This window comes from Nonomuraea turkmeniaca (assembly GCF_005889735.1).
Lineage (GTDB): Bacteria > Actinomycetota > Actinomycetes > Streptosporangiales > Streptosporangiaceae > Nonomuraea > Nonomuraea turkmeniaca.
Window position 1 is genome coordinate 126701 of record NZ_VCKY01000001.1, and the last position, 16956, is coordinate 143656.

13 protein-coding genes and 2 pseudogenes are annotated in these 16956 nt (G+C 69.0%); 7 read left to right on the forward strand and 8 right to left on the reverse strand.

Translation table 11 applies throughout. The features are described from left to right. Positions 1-180: 180 nt before the first annotated feature. Both ETD86_RS00640 and ETD86_RS00645 read right to left on the reverse strand, forming a co-directional pair. On the reverse strand, positions 181-1896 hold the full coding sequence (locus ETD86_RS00640) for an ABC transporter ATP-binding protein (protein WP_138664076.1): 1716 nt from the start codon (positions 1894-1896) through the stop codon (positions 181-183). 2 nt (positions 1897-1898) lie between these two features. Continuing rightward, positions 1899-3686 (reverse strand): ABC transporter ATP-binding protein, encoded by a 1788-nt coding sequence (locus tag ETD86_RS00645; RefSeq protein WP_138664077.1) that lies wholly within the window; start codon positions 3684-3686, stop codon positions 1899-1901. Positions 3687-4417: 731 nt separating this feature from the next. On the opposite strand from ETD86_RS00645, the gene ETD86_RS00650 reads away from it, so the two are divergent. Next, positions 4418-4804, forward strand: coding sequence for a hypothetical protein (locus tag ETD86_RS00650; protein ID WP_138664078.1), 387 nt, complete (start codon positions 4418-4420; stop codon positions 4802-4804). Positions 4805-5050: 246 nt separating this feature from the next. Here the strand turns inward: ETD86_RS00650 and ETD86_RS59865 are convergent, their stop codons facing one another. Both ETD86_RS59865 and ETD86_RS00660 read right to left on the reverse strand, forming a co-directional pair. Then, on the reverse strand, positions 5051-5671 hold the full coding sequence (locus ETD86_RS59865; RefSeq protein WP_246147467.1) for a helix-turn-helix domain-containing protein: 621 nt from the start codon (positions 5669-5671) through the stop codon (positions 5051-5053). After that, positions 5668-6600, reverse strand: a complete 933-nt coding sequence (locus tag ETD86_RS00660; RefSeq protein ID WP_138664079.1) for an AraC family transcriptional regulator — start codon at positions 6598-6600, stop codon at positions 5668-5670. The genes ETD86_RS59865 and ETD86_RS00660 overlap by 4 nt, the downstream gene beginning before the upstream one ends. Positions 6601-6713: 113 nt before the next feature. Here ETD86_RS00660 and ETD86_RS00665 point away from each other — a divergent pair, with 113 nt between their 5' ends. From ETD86_RS00665 to ETD86_RS00675, 3 genes and pseudogenes are all read left to right on the forward strand, one after another. Then, a complete protein-coding gene (locus ETD86_RS00665; protein ID WP_138664080.1) occupies positions 6714-7580 on the forward strand; it encodes an NAD(P)H-binding protein in 867 nt (288 codons plus the stop codon). Positions 7581-8155: 575 nt separating this feature from the next. Then, entirely contained in the window at positions 8156-8791 is a 636-nt protein-coding gene (locus ETD86_RS00670; protein ID WP_138664081.1) for a TetR/AcrR family transcriptional regulator, read from the forward strand. Between the two features lie 66 nt (positions 8792-8857). Beyond that, a pseudogene (locus ETD86_RS00675) lies at positions 8858-9576 on the forward strand (IS701 family transposase); the annotation flags it as partial. Positions 9577-10039: 463 nt separating this feature from the next. On the opposite strand, the gene ETD86_RS00685 reads toward ETD86_RS00675, so the two are convergent. After that, entirely contained in the window at positions 10040-12862 is a 2823-nt protein-coding gene (locus ETD86_RS00685; RefSeq protein WP_138664084.1) for an AfsR/SARP family transcriptional regulator, read from the reverse strand. 209 nt (positions 12863-13071) lie between these two features. Then, the gene (locus ETD86_RS56600; RefSeq protein WP_211369730.1) at positions 13072-13368 is read right to left on the reverse strand and encodes a hypothetical protein; all 297 of its coding nucleotides are present in this window, start codon (positions 13366-13368) and stop codon (positions 13072-13074) included. A gap of 251 nt (positions 13369-13619) precedes the next feature. Between ETD86_RS56600 and ETD86_RS54725 the strand changes: the two genes are divergently transcribed. Next, positions 13620-13784, forward strand: coding sequence for a hypothetical protein (locus tag ETD86_RS54725; protein WP_170222809.1), 165 nt, complete (start codon positions 13620-13622; stop codon positions 13782-13784). A gap of 284 nt (positions 13785-14068) precedes the next feature. On the opposite strand, the gene ETD86_RS00695 is transcribed toward ETD86_RS54725, so the two are convergent. Beyond that, positions 14069-14725, reverse strand: coding sequence for a TetR/AcrR family transcriptional regulator (locus ETD86_RS00695; protein WP_138664086.1), 657 nt, complete (start codon positions 14723-14725; stop codon positions 14069-14071). A 915-nt stretch (positions 14726-15640) separates the two neighbouring features. On the opposite strand from ETD86_RS00695, the gene ETD86_RS00700 reads away from it, so the two are divergent. Both ETD86_RS00700 and ETD86_RS59870 read left to right on the forward strand, forming a co-directional pair. Further along, positions 15641-16111, forward strand: coding sequence for an HIT family protein (locus ETD86_RS00700; RefSeq protein ID WP_246147468.1), 471 nt, complete (start codon positions 15641-15643; stop codon positions 16109-16111). 22 nt (positions 16112-16133) lie between these two features. Further along, positions 16134-16238, forward strand: a pseudogene (locus tag ETD86_RS59870) (transposase); the annotation flags it as partial. 221 nt (positions 16239-16459) lie between these two features. On the opposite strand, the gene ETD86_RS00710 reads toward ETD86_RS59870, so the two are convergent. Beyond that, positions 16460-16956 (reverse strand): helix-turn-helix domain-containing protein (locus tag ETD86_RS00710; RefSeq protein WP_138664087.1); only part of this gene is annotated, 497 nt, incomplete at its 5' end.

Sequence of the window (16956 nt, forward strand, 5' to 3'; positions counted from 1 at the left end):
CACCGTGGCGCTCGGGGCCCTCGCGTGCGTCCTGCTGCTGACCCGGCGCCGGAACCAGTGAGCCATGACCCCATGCTCACGTCCCGAGGCTGACCACGTGCCCCCTGCTCGGCCTTCGTCGCGGTGCGTGCCGGCGGCACGCCGTGCTCAGGGATGCCGCCCGGGCGCTCGACCAGCAGGTCACCGGGCCACGGCCAGACAGTAGTCCTCGTCGGTCGCGAGGAGGTTCCGATGGGTGTCCTCGGCGGTGATGACGCCGTCGTCCAGGACGAGGACACGGTCGGCGGCGTCCAGGAGTGCCGGGCTGCTGGTGATCACGATGGTGGTGCGGCCCCGGCGCAGCTCCGCGATGTTGCGCGCGATGAGCTGTTCGGTGACCGCGTCGACGGCTGTCGTCGGGTCGTGCAGGACGAGGACGTCGGTGTCGGCGGCGAGGGCGCGGGCCAGAGACAGCCGTTGGCGCTGCCCTCCGGAAAGGTTCGCGCCGCGGTCGCGAACGCCGTAGTCGAGTCCTTCGCGGTGGAGGGCGACGACGTCGGTCAGCATGGACGCCTCGACGGCCTCGGGGACCATCCGGCTGGTGCCCGACGGGTCGATGTTCGTACGGAGGGTGCCCGCGAAGATCTCCCCGTCGTACGGGTTCACCAGCATGTGCTCGCGGACCGCCTCGATCGACAGGTCCGCGATCTCCTGTCCGCTGACCCGTACCACTCCCTCATACGCGTCAGGCGGGACGTTCACGGCCAGGATCGACGCGAGGTCGGCCGCCGCGCGCGGCTGGTAGGCGGCGATCGCCACGAACTCGCCGGCGGCCACCTGGAACTTCAGCTTGCGCAGGGACCCGTACCGGACGCAGTCGATCTCAAGGTCTCCTCCCACGGCCGGGCGCCCCGGCCCCGGGGTCGTCACCGGCGGCGCGGCCAACACCAGCGCCATCCGCTCGGCCGACGCACGCGCCATCATCACGTACTTCGGCATGTCCGAGAACAACTTGAGCGGTTCCATGATGAACTGCGCCAGCCCCACGGCCATGACCAGCTCCCCGATGGTGATCTGGCCGTTGAACGCCAGCCAGCCCGCCGTCAGGGTCACGGCGGCGGCCAGGACCGCGTTGAGGGCCAGCGCGGTGCCCGCGTACGCGCCGTTCACCCTGGCGACGGTGATCGCCTGGCGCTTCGCCTCCATGCTGACCTTCCGATAGGACAGGAACGCCGCGTGGTTGCCACCGAAGCCGTGCAGCGGTCGTAGGCCGACGATGAGGTCGGCGACCTTCGCGCCTGCGCGCGCCACCCGGGCCTGCTGTTCGCGGGTACTGACGCCGATCCGCCTGGACATCACGCTCAGGATCGACAGGATCGCGACAGTTCCCACGATCACCAGCAGTCCGAGCTGGACGTTGGCCAGGCCCAGCGCGACCGCCGCGACCAGCACCGCGACCAGCGAGCTGATCAGCAGCGGTACCACCTCGATGATGTCAGCGGTCTGGTCGGCGTCCTCGGTGGCGATGGTCAGCACCTCGCCGGACTTGAGGTCGACGTCCCTGGCCACCGGCTGGAGTCCGCAGGCCGCGACCCGCACCCGCCAGCGGTGCGCCTCGGTCGTGTTGGCCTTCTGCAGGATGCGCATCCCGAACCGCCACGACAGCGACACGGTCGTGATGATCACGGCCAACGCGGCGATCGACAGGGCGAGCGAGCCGAGGCTCCGCTCCCGCATCGTGTGTTCGACGATCAGGCCGAGCGCGATGGGGAAGGCGGTCTCACCCGCCTGGTACATGCCCATGAGGACGGTGCCCCAGGTCATGGCGCCGATGTTGCGACGCAGCGCGGTCCAGAGGATGTCGGACCCCGGGCGGGGGCGCTGCGTGCCACCGGTTCGGCGACGTACGTCGGACATACCTAACTACCTTCTCGCCAGGCCCGCCACAGCCGCGCATACCGGCCGCCCAGAGCCACCAACTCCTCGTGAGTCCCTTGCTCCACAACGCGTCCCGCGTCCAGCACGGCGATCCGGTCCGCCGCCATCGCCTGGGTCAGCCGGTGCGCCACGAACAACGTGGTCCGGCCCGCGCACGCGGCCGACACGGCCCGCTCCAGCTCGGCGGCGCCCTCGCTGCCCGCCTCCGCGGTCGACTCGTCGAGCACCACCACCGGCGCCCGGCCCAGCACCAGCCGGGCCAAGGCGACCTGGGCGACCTTGGTGACGTCCAGGCGCTCGCCGCCCTCGCCGACCATGGTGTTCAGCCCATCGGGCAACGCGTCGACCCACCCGTCGGCGCCGACCGTGCGCAACGCGTCCATCAGCTCGGCGCCGGTCGCCTCCGGCGCGACCAGCCGCAGGTCGTCGGCGAGCGCACCGGAGAACACGTGCGTCTCCTGCGTCAGGATGCTCACCAAGGCTCGCGCCCCGGCCTCGTCCAGGTCCGCGAGGTCGGTCGACCCTATGCGCACCGATCCGGCCTGCGGGGTCCCGATGCCCGCGATCAGCGCGGCCAGGGTCGTCTTGCCCGCGCCCGTCGCCCCCACCAGTGCGAGCGAGCCGCCGGCCGGGATCGTCAGGTTGACATCCCGGAGGACCGGCTGCTCACTGTCGGGATAGCTGAACGTCAGCCCCTCCACCGTCACCGGGTACGGCGCGGCGTCCGCCGGAGCGACCGCCACGTCGCCCACCAGCCGGTCCTCCGCGGCCTCCCCCAGCACCCCGACCAGCCGGGTCAGGCTCGCGCCCGACTTCTGCGCCTCGTCGAAGGTGAACATGATGGCGCCCAGTGGGTTGAACAGCCGGTGGAACAGCAGCGGGGCCGCCGACACCTCGCCCAGGCTGGCGGCATCGGCCTCCAGCAGGGCGTACCCCACCACGATGATCAGGACCAGCCCGATGAACTCGGCGCGATTCTCTCTGCCGACGAACCGGCCGAAGAACCGGAACACCTCGATGCCGAGATCCCGCACCCGCCACGACTCACGGGTGACCTTCTCGCGGAAGGTGTCCTCAAGGCGGTACGCCCGGACGGTGTCGATCCCGTTCAGACCACTGATCAACGCCTGCGCACGGTCGGCCTGGGCCGCCCGCTGCTTCTGGTAGAGCGGGGCGGACCGGGGGAGATACCAGCGCAGGGCCAGCGCGTACGCGGGCAGCGCTCCGGCGCCCGCCAGGCCGAGCCGCCAATCCAGTCCGAACATGCCGACCGTGGCGATGACGACCAGCACTCCCGCCGAGAACACCGTGGGGATGGCCGTGCGGATGCCTTTGGAGAGCACGGCCACATCGTCACCGACCCTGGACAACACGTCTCCCCGGCCGACCTGCTCGATCCGCGCGCTCGGCATCGCCAGCACCGCCCGGACGGCGTCCTCCCGCAGCCGCGCGAGCAGCCCCGCGCCCAGCCGCCCGATCAGGTACGTCGACGCCGCCGTGGCCGCCGAGCCGAGAAGCGCGGCGGCCACCATCAGCGCGCCGATCGTGACCAGCATCGATTGCGGTTCGCCTTCGATCACCCCGTCGACCACCCGGCCGAGCAGGAGCACCGGCAGCACCTGAAGCGCCGCCCCGGCCACCGTGGTGAGCACGGTGACGACCGTGAGCCATGGCACCTCGCGACAGTGCGCCGCCACCCAACGGGTGGCCTCTCGTCCGGTCGCCGTACGCAGGGTGGCCGGGGCGACGCCGGTGCCGGTGGTGCTCACCTCCGGACCAAGGCAGGCCGGGTGCAGGACACGTTCGTCGACATCGTCAGCCGACCGACTGGACGAGTTCGTAGATCTCGTACGGCAGAGACAGCACGGTGCCCCGCGACATGTCCGCGCCGATCGCCGGCCCCTTGACGTGCGAGCGTCAACGGATTACCGACGCCCCGCCCGATGCTCGCCAGTCCGGCGAACCCGAATAAAGGGGTCCCCCCACGAAGCATGCCCAAATCCACAACCCGCCGTCGAGGGACCTCTGTGCCCCTGGGCGCGGGGCGCTCACCTGCAGTCGTGCCCATGTCGACGTACGCTATCCCGTTGATCTCCCGGGGACGCATGGTCAGTGAGGCACCTCACGCTCGGAAAGGGGTGTGCCCACAACCTCGCCTCCGCCCTGGTCAGCGGACAGAGAGGACGCGGGCGGGCGGAGCGACCTGGAGGCGAGCATGGAACGATGCCGCGTGGTGTCCAGGAGTGCAGGCGACGGCGTTACCGCAAGTCGGGCTACACGCGTCCCAGGTCGCCCACAAGACGTCCGCAATTCCAGTGACATGCGCACGAGCTAGCGCGCCGCTAGTGAGCCGCTAGTTTTTCGACGAGCCGGCGGCCGACGATCTACGTTTGCACGACCAGCCGGCGAACTGTGCTCAGAAGATCCGTCGTCGGACTCGGTCTTGACCCAGGCTCCCTTTTGGGCGGTATCAGGATGACCCGTCCAAACGGAAGGAACCATGATGAAAAATCTGCTCAAGACCACCGTTGTCGGCGCTGCCTTGGTCGCGTCGAGCTTTGCCATGGCGCAGCCGGCGATGGCCAGCTCGTTGTCGTGGAACGTCAGCGATGGCCTGATCTCCTACGCCGATGCCTCGAACAAGTTCTGCGTGCGGGCGTACGACTCCGAGGGTGCCCGCCAGGTGACGGTGACGCTGACTCCGGTCAATGGCGGCAGCACGATCACCATCACCGACAAGAACAACTACTACGGTCACTCGGGCGGCACGTGCAGGTACCTCAACAACACGTACAAGGAGAACACCTCCCTCCGCGCGACCGCCAGGTCGTACTGGGGCGAGCGTGGCACCTGGGTGGGTCGCGGGACCAGATCGTTCACCAGCTGACCAACCTGCCGGCTCCCCGCACGCCGTCCAGGCGCGCGGGGAGCCGGCTCGGCCAGGGGCATCAATTCCGTCGATGTGAACTCCGCACGCGCCGAATACCGCCCCTGCTTCCCCTCAGAGGAAAGTCCAGCTGGCTTGAGAAATTCGCCGCTTTGGCGATCCTGACGGCCGTGATCGTGCTCGCGTTCATGGCACTCACCGGCTGGATGGGACACCAGCGGTGCGGAACTCGCAGGGCGGCTCTGGTTACTCTATGTCGCCGTGCTTGCGCCGATACCTGTACATCAAGGACTCGAGCATGGATATGAAAAGAAAGAGCATGCCGCCCAGGACGAGGCAATGCTCAATCCATTGGGCGACGGGGCCCCATCCTGATGATGCGAAGCTTTGCGGATCACCTGAGACGATGCCAACGATGTGAGTGAAAACGCTCCAGGCAGCGACGACTGCCAACAGCCAGGTCCCCACAGGGTGTTGATCGGCTGACGCCGCGTTGCTCAGGCGTATCGAAGCGCGTACGCTGCTCAGCGATTTGCGGTCGCTCACGACGATCACTATGGCACCGCAACCCAGGTAACGGAAGATCGTCCATAGGTCCTCGTGAGTGAACGTGAAGTGGCACGGGGATCGACGAGCCGATAAACGGCACTCACCAAGAACCCAGCGGGCACGACCGTCAAAACCGTCGACGATGAACTCTTCATCATCGCTGGTGATGCGGCGGGGACGGCCTCCCGCCCACTCGGGATCCACCGCCGACAGCCCGCGCTCGTTGAAGGCGCGGATCACATCCCGGACGGTGTCTTCATCGGCGGCGGCCAGGTGGGCGATCGCCGGCGCTTCCGCGAAACTTCGCCCCGGGTTCACTCGCCCGAGCGATGGCGGCTCGGCGACACCCCGCGGACGCGTTTGAAGGCCACGCTCAGCGCGAAGGCGTTGGCGTAGCCGACGTGCCGGGCGACTGCGTCGATCGTGGCGTCGGAGGAACGCAGCAGATCGGCGGCGAGCGCCATGCGCCAGCCGGTGAGGTAGGCCATGGGCGGCTCCCCCACGAGCGTGGCGAACCGGCGGGCGAACGCCGCGCGTGAGGCGCCCACCTTGCCGGCCAGCAGAGCCACCGTCCAGGGATGGGCGGGATCGCCGTGGATCAGCTGGAGCGCCGGGCCGATCAGCGGATCGCTCTGCGCCTGGTACCAGCCGGGCGCGTGAGCCTCGGGGCGGGCGAACCAGGCGCGCAGGGTCGCGATCAGCGCCAGGTCCAGGAGCCGGTTGAGGATGACCTGCTGGCCGGGCCCTTCGCCGTTGACCTCCTGCGCCAGCAGTTCCATGATCGGGGACTGCACGCTCGACCGGGGCACGAGTACGATCTCCGGCAGGGCGTTCAGGAGCCGCTCGCTCACCTCCCCGATGACCTGGTAGGTGCCGCTGGCCACGATCGCCGACCCGCCGGGGCTGTATCCGCTCGTCCGCGGCCCGAGCCGCAGCTGATCGGTGACGTCGACGCCGTCCATGGTGGTCAGGCGGTTGCCTGGCTTGACGATGACCTCCGGCGGGGTGGCCGGGTCGTCGCCGATCGTGTACGGCTTCGGCCCTTTGATGATGGTCACGTCCCCGGTGCGCATCAGCACCGGCTCACCCACGTCGGGCACGACCCAGGCGTGCCCACGCAGGGCGGTGGCCAGGGCGAGCGTGGCCTCGTCGGCTATCCGCAGCGACCACGGTGGTTCGAGGATGGCCTGGCAGAACGCCGCGCTGCGGGCACGGACACCGTCGAGGAGATCGGCGAGCGGGTCCACACCGCCAGTGTAGACGCACAGAAATGCAAATGAGCGTACGGGATATGGATCGTCTTTCTGCGGACGCGTTCACTGGGTGGTGACTCACCTCGACGACTCACCGGAGGTATCCGATGTACGCGATCACTGGAGTGACAGGCCACGTCGGCGGCGCGGCGGCCAGGGAACTCCTGGCCAAGAGGGAAGCGGTGCGGGCCGTGGTCCGCAACGAGGCCAAGGCCGAACCCTGGTCGCAGGCGGGCGCGGAGATCGCCGTCGCCGACTTCGGCGACAGGGCGGCGCTGGCGGAGGCCTTCCGTGGGTGCCGCGCGGCGTTCGTCATGCTGCCGACGGACCCGGCCCTGGCCGACGCCGACGCCGATCACCGACGGCTGGCCGACTCGATCGCCGGAGCGGTTCTCGACAGCGGGGTCCCGCACGTGGTGATGCTCTCGTCGATCGGGGCGGAGCTGGCCGAGGGCACGGGCCCGATCCGCTGGCTCCACCACATGGAGGACCGGCTGCGGAAGACGGGCGTGACCCTGACCGCGATCCGACCGCCGCACTTCCAGGAGAAGGTCGAGACCGTGCTCGGCGCCGCTCGCGAGCTCGGCGTCTATCCCGTCTTCGCCGACTCGGCCGACATTCCCACCCCGATGGTCGCGACGCGCGACATCGGCGCGGTGGTCGCCGAGGCGCTCTCCGCGCCTTTCCCGGCTGAGGAGGTCATCGGCCTGGACTGCCATCACTACACCGAGCGGCAGGTGGCCGAGGAGCTGGGCGACGTTCTCGGCAGGCCGCTGGAGGTGATCACCGTCCCGCAGCCGGGATGGGTCGGCCTGATGGTGCAGGCGGGTGTCCCGCCCCAGCTCGCCGAAGAGCTCGCCGGCCTGTACGACGCCGAGCAGCGCGGCATCCTCCAGCCCAGCGGCGACAGGCACATCACGTGCACGACGGAGCTGGGCGAGACGCTGCGCCATCTGGTGAAGACCCTCTCCTGACGGCACGATCGTTGTCCGCCCACCACGACGCCCCGGCCCGTCATTGCTTGGAGACGTCTGCCCGCGTGCATCCAGGATGACCTTGGCTGTGGCCTCCGCCAAGTCTTTCGCGGTGCCTATCGCCAGGGCATAGTCCCGGGCCTGCCAGGCGCGCTCAAGGCGCGAACGATGGCTCTCAATGGACGACCAGGCAGGGGCGTCAAGCCCTGAAGGGCGAGGAAGTTCCCAAGATGCGCCAAACGCTTTCGAACGCGGCAATACCCATGGTGCTGTCCAGCGCCACGGTCAAGTGACGGTCAAACGATGAAAAGGCCAGATCCCTGATCTCGGGATCCGGCCTCTGAGCTGGAGCGGAACGGTGGGGCTACCAGGACTTGAACCTGGGACCTCTTCCTTATCAGCACGATCATTCACCGCATCATACGGCTCCGGCCACGGAAACCCCTGGTGTGGCCGAGTGAGATCATGCGTGGTCGTTCGGCGGCGTTGCCGTCTTCGTTGCCGTCTTCGTTGCCGTCAACGTCCCGGAAGGCCGGACGAGGGCGCGGTACCCCAAGAGCGGACACAATGGAGGCATGACCTCGCGTAACACCAGCCGCGCCGCCGCGAACCGTCGCCGCATTCTCGACGTCGCCGTCGCCGAACTGGTTCGCGACCCGGACGCCTCCATGGACCAGATCGCGCGTGCCGCGGGCGTCGTCCGCCGCACGGTGTACGGGCATTTCCCGAGCCGCGAGGCACTGCTCAGCGCCATCCTCGACGATGCCGTGGAGACCGTTGCGGCGGCCAGAGCAGCGGGCCTGCAAGCCGCGACGGACCCCGCGGAATCACTCGCACGCGCCACCCTCGCGGCCTGGCAGGTCGCTGACCGCTACCGGCTCCTGCTTGCGCTCGCCCAGCGCAGCGTCACCGTGCAAGGCATCCGCGAGCGTCTCGCCCCGGTCCGCGAAGCCTCGTTGGAGACGCTCCAACACGGTCTCGATCAGGGCCGGTTCACGTCCCCGCTGTCGGCACGGGCCCTGATGTTCCTCCACGAGCAGATGCTCATGGCCCTCATGGACGCGGTGAACGACGGCCTGCTAGGGTCCGACACGGCCGGCCCCGCCGCCGTCGTCGCCATCCTGACCGTGTCGGGCGTGCCCGCTACCCAGGCCACCGACCTCGTCTCGAAGTTGGGCGCCGGAGACGGCCTCGGCCCGAACATCGGTTAGCCCTTCAGTCGTAGATCCTCTTTTCCGTGGCAGTTCAGTGGTGTCTGCGGTGGGTAGCCGCCGTGCATGCAGGTCCCGGTGTTGGACATCTCGGCGGTCGTTACTGACCGGGAGCGCGTGGATGAGTGGTCAGATCAGCTGGAGGACCTCCTGGTAGAGGTGGGGTCGATCTTCCCTCGAGCTGATTTGCGGCGGCGGGCGGCTGCCTGTGTGCGGGGCCTGCTGAGACCGTTATCACGGAAGAACGGCTGGCAATTGGCCGAGTATGCCGGGGACTTCCACCCCCACAACCAGCAGCATCTGCTCTACCGTGCCCAATGGGACGTCGATGAGCTGCGCGATTTTGTCCGCCGCTACGTGGTTCAGGGTCTGGACGATGGCGGGGCCGGTCTGGGACCGGGTGGCGCGGGCGTGCTGGTGATCGATGAGACCGGGTTCTCGAAGAAGGGCCGCGCCTCGGCAGGGGTAGCTCGCCAGTTCACCGGATCACTGGGAGGGGTCTTCCCGTGCCAGGTCGGGGTGATGGCGGCCTGGGCCACCGCCGCCGGGCAGGCGTTGATTGACCGCGAGTTGTATCTGCCCAGGGAGTGGACCGATGGTTGTGCACGCTGCCGCGCCGCGCACATTCCTGATCAGGTGGGATTCGCCACCAAGGCGCGGCAGGCCGAGCAGATGATCGACCGGATCCTGCCCGATCTTTCGGAGGCCGGGTGTGGGTGGCCGCCGATGAGGTGTACGGGCGTGACGGGGCCTTTCGCGCCTTCTTGGAAAAGCGCCGGCTGCCGTAGGCGGTGACGGTACAGGCCAACCACAGCGTGTTGCCACGCCCAGGCGGATCGGGCATGCCCGGCTTCTGAACGCGCTCGGAGCCGAGATCTTGGGGCCGAAGACTTCCATGGCCATGACCTGGATGGATGCAATAATCGGCAGGCGCACGGTTCGGCAGCGGCACCCGCTCGATCGTGCCGTGCAGGAACTCTACGTTGCGCGCGCGCCGACCTACTCACGTTGCGCCGGGCCAGGGCCAGCATGTCGACACCAGCTCGTACACGGGGGCTCACCAGACCACCACCTCAACCGACTGGACACCGGCAAGAAGATCCGCAACCACGTCCGCCAGCTCGAAGCCCTCGGACTCACCGTCACCCTGACCCAGGCTGCCTGACCTATACCGATCACACCAACGCCGACGCACCGCCGTCCGTCGGGGTTCGCTGCCGCGCAGTGGCGCAGGTGACTATTTTCCGGTCAGCCGAGCAGGGCGCGCACGTCGTCCGTGTCGGGCAGCTCCGGCCGGCCCAGCATCGCGACCGCCTCGGCCAGGCAGGCCCGGGCGCGGTCGCGCTGGCCGAGCTGCCCCAGCGCGCGGCCGAGCACCGTCAGGACCTTGCCGCGCGCCCACATCTGATCCACCTCCGCCAGGATGGTCAGGGCCTCCTCGGCATGGTCCACGGCGCGCTCGGGTCGGCCGATGGCGAAACAGGTCTCGGCCATCCGGCGCAGCGTCATGCCCTCCCAGGTGAACTGTTTTATCCGCCGGAACTCCGCGCGCCCCTCCTCGAAGCGGGCAAGCGCTTCCTCGTGGCGGCCGGCCGCGCTGAGCGCGACCGCCAGCTGATAGACGACCTGCGGGTTCGGACGGCCGCCGCTCAACTCGGTCGTGATGCCGAGAGCCAGCTCGGCGACCGGCACGGCCGCCTCGCCCCGGCCCGCCTCGCCGAGCACGAGCGCCAGGTTGCCCAGCGCGAGAGCCTCGTACGCGGAACGGTCGTGAGCGCGCCAGATCCGGATGACCTCGTTGTAGCGCGTGATCGCCTCGTCCCACGACCGCTCGTCGTGAGCGACCATGGCGGAGACGTTGACCGCGTAGGCCTGGTTCACGGAGAACACGCCGGCAGGATCGAGCTCCCGGATGGTCCTGACCTCGTCGAGCGCGGCCTCGCTCGCCTTGCGCCCGTAGAGGATCTCGGCGTGCTTGTGGCGGGCGTACACCTCGGTCGCCAGGTCGCCGCGCTCGACCGCCGCCGAGATGAGACTCTGCGCCGCCCGTTCGTAGCCGGTCGTGTCCGATTCGAAGTCGAACACCTGGCTCATCATGTCGAGCAGCCACACCGCGTCGTACAGCCGCCCGCCCGGCGTCTCGGCGACCTGTTGCAGGCAGCTGAGCGCCCCCTGCTCCTCGGCTTGCCCCCACTCCAGAGCGGCGTCAAGGTCCGGGAACGACGGGCAGGAACCGCTCGACGCCGCGTCGGCCAGCGGGTCGCCCGGGTACAACATAGCGAAGATCGCCCCGATGCCTGCCAGATGACAGCCGAGCAGCCGCTCCAGGACCTCTCGCCGGACCTGCTCGCCGTCCTCCTCGTCCAGCCGGGACCGGGCGAAGATCTTGAGCAGGTCGTGGTGGCGGTAGCGACCGGGCGCGGGGGAGTCCATCATGCTGACGTTCACGAGGGCTTCGCAGAGCTCCTCGGCGTCCGCCTCGTCCATGTCCAGCACGGCCGCCGCCAGTGACGACGACAGGTCGGGCGCGTTCGGCACCGCCAGCAGGCGGAACGCGGCCGCGTGCGCCGCGTCGAGCTGGTCGTAGCCGAGGGTGAAAGTCGCCTCGACGGCCAGGTCGTCCACGCGCAGCTCGGCCAGGCGCCGGCGCTCGTCGGCCACCCGGTCGCGCATCCTGGCCAGGCTCCAGCCGGGGCGGGCCGCGAGCCGCGAGGCCACGACCCTGATCGCCAAAGGCAGGTAGCCGCAGGCCCGCACCAGGTCGCCGGCCGCCTCCCGCTCGGCGGCCACGCGTGCCTCGCCCACCACCTTGATCAGCAGCGCCGTCGCCTCGTCCGGACGCATCGCCTCCAGGTGGAGGTGACGCGCGCCCGACAGCCCGGTCAGCCGCGCCCGGCTGGTGACCAGCACCGCGCAGCCTGCGGCGCCGGGCAGTAAGGGCCGCACCTGCGCGACGTCGGTCGCGTTGTCGAGCACCACGAGCACCCGCCGGTCCGCCAGGGCCGAGCGGTACAGGGCGGCCCGTTCGCTCAGGCTCTCGGAGACCACGTCCACTCCGAAGGCACGCAGGAAGGCGCCCAGCACCGCGTCCGGCGGCAGTGGGCGCGGCCCCGCCCCCTGCAGGTCCACAAAGAGCTGACCGTCGGGGTAGTCGGCGGCGATCCGGTGCGCGACGTGCACGGCCAGGGTGGTCTTGCCCATGCCGCCCGCTCCTGCCACGGCGGCGATGACCAGCGCCGAAGCATCGGCCGCGCGCAGCGCGCGTGTCACCTGCCCGATGTTCGGCTCCCTGCCAGTGAAGTCGGTCGTGTCGGCGGGCAGCTGGCGCGGCACGGGCGTCGCGGCCGGCCACTTCTTTGTCTTCACCCCGAGGTCCGGGTCGGCCTTGAGGATCTGCTGGTAGAGCTCGGCCAGTTCCGGGGACGGGTCGATACCCAGTTCCTCGGCCAGCAGCTCGCGGAGGTCGGTGAACACGCCGAGGGCCTCTGCCTGCCTGCCCGACCGGTACAACGCCCGCATCAGGAACCCGGCCAGGCGCTCCCTGGTCGGGTGCGCCGCGCAGAGCAGGGTGAGTTCGGCGACCACCTCGGCGTGCCTGCTGTCCTCGATGTCGTTCTCGATGCGGCGCTCCAGCAGGACGAGCCGCCGCTCCGCGAGATGCGCCTGCTGGGCCTGGGCGTAGGCGCCGTCCAGCCCGGCGAGGGGCTCCCCTTGCCACAGCGCCAGCGCCTCGCCGTGCCTGCCCGCGCGGGTCAGCTCCTCCATCCGGTCGGCGTCGCACGTCCCTGCGGGCAGCGCGTACCCGTTGCCGACCGAGACGATCACGTCTGCGCCGAGTGCGGCGCGCAGGCGGGAGATGTAGGTACGCAGGGTGCTCAGGGCGGTGCGGGGCGGGTCGGCGCCCCAGACGGCGTCGAGCAGTTGCCCATGGCCGACCACCCTGCCACCGGCCAGCAGCAGGACCGCCAGGACCAGCCGCTGCTGCGGGGAACCGATGTGCACTTCGATGCCGTCGCGGTGGGCGCGTACGGGGCCCAGCACGGAAAAACGCAGGTCCAGATTGCGTGACACGGCGGTGCGTTCGTTCCCTCCGACGGCCTGCTGAGGCAGAAATCATAGGGGACCTCATCCGCTGCCAGGCCAGGTAGTTGAGTTTTTGGGCTGCTGGCAAGGGTGCTGGGGAGAGGGGCCGGGCGGTGTAGATGCCGGGCCCGATCCAAGTTCGCGGGGACACCGTGGGGCTCGGCTGTGAGAGGGAGACTTCGTGTGCAACGTTCCGTTCATCCTGGCCGCCGTGCAGTCGGCGTGGTCGAGGGCCGCGCGGACGCATCGAAGTCGGCCCGGCCGGCCGGAGACAAGGCGAGCAGACCACCCACATAGGGGGTCGCCACCGGCCGAGCTCGCGCGCGGCCGGATGCGGGCAAAGAAACCCCGCGCTGGTGGAGGCGCTGACCGGCCGCTTCGACGACCATCACGCCGAACTGGCACGGCTGCTGCTGGACCAGATTGACACCTTGACCGGCCAGAGCAGGATACGGCCGGAAGGTGATCGCCACGAGGCTGAATGCCCTGGTCACAGGAGCACTTCATCCCCTGTGCCGCGGTATTTGAACGAGGCCCACCGGCCTGGCTTTAAATTTGCCTGGCGATCCGCTACCTTCCTCGGCGGAACGATCACCGGAAGAGGCCCGTTTTTCGGACATCCCTGCCCGTGTCGCGCCAATCACCCCGTACGTGACGCTGTCGCCCATCCGGTCGTGCAGACGATCCCGAGCACCCCCCGTCGCCACCCAGGAACAGCTCACGCCCTCGACCACGGAGAGACCATTTGCCCAGCGCCGACAACACCGCCATGCCTCCGGTCACGGCCGACCGTCCCTACACCCACGAGATGGTCATCGTCCACCGGGTGTTCCGCGTTCGAGAAGGCCTGGCCGCCACCCGGCACATCAAGGCCCACGCCCCGTACTGCCGCGTCATCTTGACGGTGTAGCGCTTCCAGGCTCTACACCGCTTCCATGGCCTTCGCCCCGATTTCGAAGGGCTCGGCTCTCCCTGTTCCCACCCGAGGGCGGGCTGAGTAGCGACGCCGCAGGCTTCGCTTCATGCTACGGACCGCACCATCGCTCCCCCTATTCGCAGGGCCTTTGACGCTGGGTTTCGACCCCGCCCGTTTCCAGACGAAACCGCCAGCCTGCTACCGGGCCTCCTGGCAGCTACCCGGACCGGACTTCCACCGGCAAGCGACGACGAGCTTACGAACAGCAAGATCCACCGCTACGTCGCGGCTTCACCCCCTGCTCTGCTGGGCGCACGAGAAGGGTTCATCAAAGTGACTGCCATGCGGATCGACGCGGAGGAGGACCGGGGTCGGATGTTCGCCGCAGGCCGGAATCTGCTCGCGGCTGCCCGGCCGACGCGCCGATGGCACGAATGACACGGTAGGCCGGAGACAGGGATGCCGCCGGCAGATCCGCGGGGGAACATCAGGGCCCGTGCCGACAGCGGGGACGTGAACCGGCCCTGATCGAGACCGTGTTGGAGCGTCTCCAACGAGGCTTCGCGGACCGGGGCGAGACGCTCGCGGATGCCTTGCACGGTGACGCTGCGCTGGGCGAGCGCAAGCAGGAGCCGGTAGCGGTCAGCGACCTGCCAGGCCGCGAGGGTGGCGCGTGCGAGTGATTCCGCGGGGTCCGTCGCGGCTTGCAGGCCCGCTGCTCTGGCCGCCGCAACCGTCTCCACGGCATCGTCGAGGATGGCGCTGACCAGTGCCTCGCGGCTCGGGAAATGCCCGTACACCGTGCGGCGGACGACGCCCGCGGCACGCGCGATCTGGTCCATGGAGGCGTCCGGGTCGCGAACCAGTTCGGCGACGGCGACGTCGAGAATGCGGCGACGGTTCGCGGCGGCGCGGCTGGTGTCACGCGAAGGCATGCGCCCATTCTGTCCCCCGCTTGGGGGTGCCGCGATCCGCCGTCCAGCCTTCCGTAACCTTGCGCACCCCTGCGCAATCGTCTAAATTGCACATCACTGTGCAACTGCGCGCTGTCGTGCACGTTGTGTTGAGTCCCAGAGAGGAGGCCTCCGCCTATGCATCTCGTCATGAGCGAACCGGCCGGAGGGATGAACCTGTCCTACCCGCGGCAGGTCGTGGGCGCTGCTTGCGCTCCCCCTGACTCTGCTGATGGCCCTGATGGCTGAGGCCGCCCTCGCCGTCGCCGCCCCCGTGGTGACAAGCGATCGCGGACTGTCCAGCAGCGGTCTGCAGTCGGCCATGGATGACTGCACCATTCCGCATGCCCTTCTGATACTGCTGCTCGCCGCGATCGGCGGCAAGTACAGCCATCGCGCTGCGCTGCCAGGCAGGCCATCGCCTGTCGCCCGGAGTGGAGGAATACCGGTGGGCACCGGTGGCGCATCGACTTTCCGATCGAGACAGCTCGGCGGGGTCTTAGGCATCCGCTTCACAGCACATGGGGGTAATGGTGGATTATGGTGCAGCTGCGATCTCGGACAGTCCTCAAGGGCGCAAAAGATTCGCCGGCGCACACCAGCACGCCGGAGGACACCCAGACGGGCGCGACCATGAGTTCATCGGCACCCGGCCGGCGGCACAGGGCCGTGGTATCGGCGCTCGGTTGCCGGCCGACCGCATCGGGCGGTGCGACCTCGCGATCTATCTGGACACGCCCAACCCCGCGCACCCTGTCGTTCGCCCGTGGGCCGCAGCGGACACCGCGGTGGGCGTTTTGGCGGGACCGGTGAAGCCAACCCGCTCTCCAGCCAAGCTGAACAAAGTCGAACCCGCTGCGTCAAGCAGAGTGTGCTCGGGCAGCCGTCCCGTTTTGCGTGACCGTCAACGAAGATGTTCCCATCAGCAAGGAGAAGAAGATGACCAGCGTATTTTCCCAGATCATCAACGGAGAGCTGCCGGGCCGTTTTGTCTGGAAGGATGTTGACGTGGTGTGTTTCTTGACCACCGCGCCGCTTCGGCCAGGTCACGCACTGGTCGTGCCGCGGCGGGAAATCGACAGTTGGACTGAGCTGCCGGCTGAGCTACTGGGCCGGGTGATGAGTGTGGCTCAGGTGATCGGCCAAGGCGTCGAGCGCGCCTGGGACGCGCCGCGATCGGGGCTGGCCATCGCGGGGTTCGAGGTGCCGCACTGCCACGTGCACGTCAGCCCGATCTGGAGCATGGACGACCTCGACTTCACAAAAATCAAGCCGGTGAGCGACCCGGTCGCGCTCGACGACGCCGCGGAGCAATTGCGGACCGCCCTACGAGAGTTGGGCCACGGGAAGTTCGTGCCGGCCGCGTAAAGCCCCGTTAGCGTCCACGGGAGAGGACAAGCATCCCAAGGCCGCCGCCCATCTGGACGAGGCCCGCGACGACATCCTGGCCTTCGCCGTCTATCCCAAGGGTGTGTGGCGGCAGATCTGGTCGAACTGTGAGGATTGTCTTGTTGACCGGTCCCTGGTGGGGTTGCCGAGGGTGGGACGGCTGGTAATCAACAATCGGTCTCGACACCTTGACACGCGCGTGGACGACGCGACAACTCTTCACGGGTCACACACGGTGGACCGTTGGAAAGAGCGCGGGGAAGAATAAGCGACAAGTTGAATAGGCGACTCCACCAGTACACGACCCGGAGTCGCACTGGTGGTCGCTCAAGGCGCCGCTCCTTCCTTCGCAGCCGCCGCGACCGGGGAGCCGAGGCGGGTGGCGTGGCTGGGTGGGTGGCCGTACTGGCGGCGGTACTCGCGGCTGAACTGGGAGGGGCTGTCGTAGCCGACGCGGTGCGCGACGCCCGTGACGTCGCCGGGGTGGGCGGCCAGCAGGAGCCGGGCCTGCTGGAGGCGCAGCTGCTTCTGGAACTGGATGGGGCTCAGCGCCGTGACGGTCTGGAAGTGGCGGTGGAACGCCGACGGGCTCATGCCGGCCAGCCGCGCCAGGTCCTCCACGCGGAGGGGCTCGGCGTAGTGGTCTTGGATCCAGCGGACGGCCCTGGTCACGTGGCTGAGGCTGCTGCTGGCCAGGCCGAGCTGGCGTACGGCGGCGCCCTGCTCCCCGGTGAGCAGCCGCCACAGGATCTCGCGTTTGACCAGCGGCGCCAGCACCGCCTGGTCGCGGGGCCTGTCCAGCAGGCTGTCTCTTATACACCTCT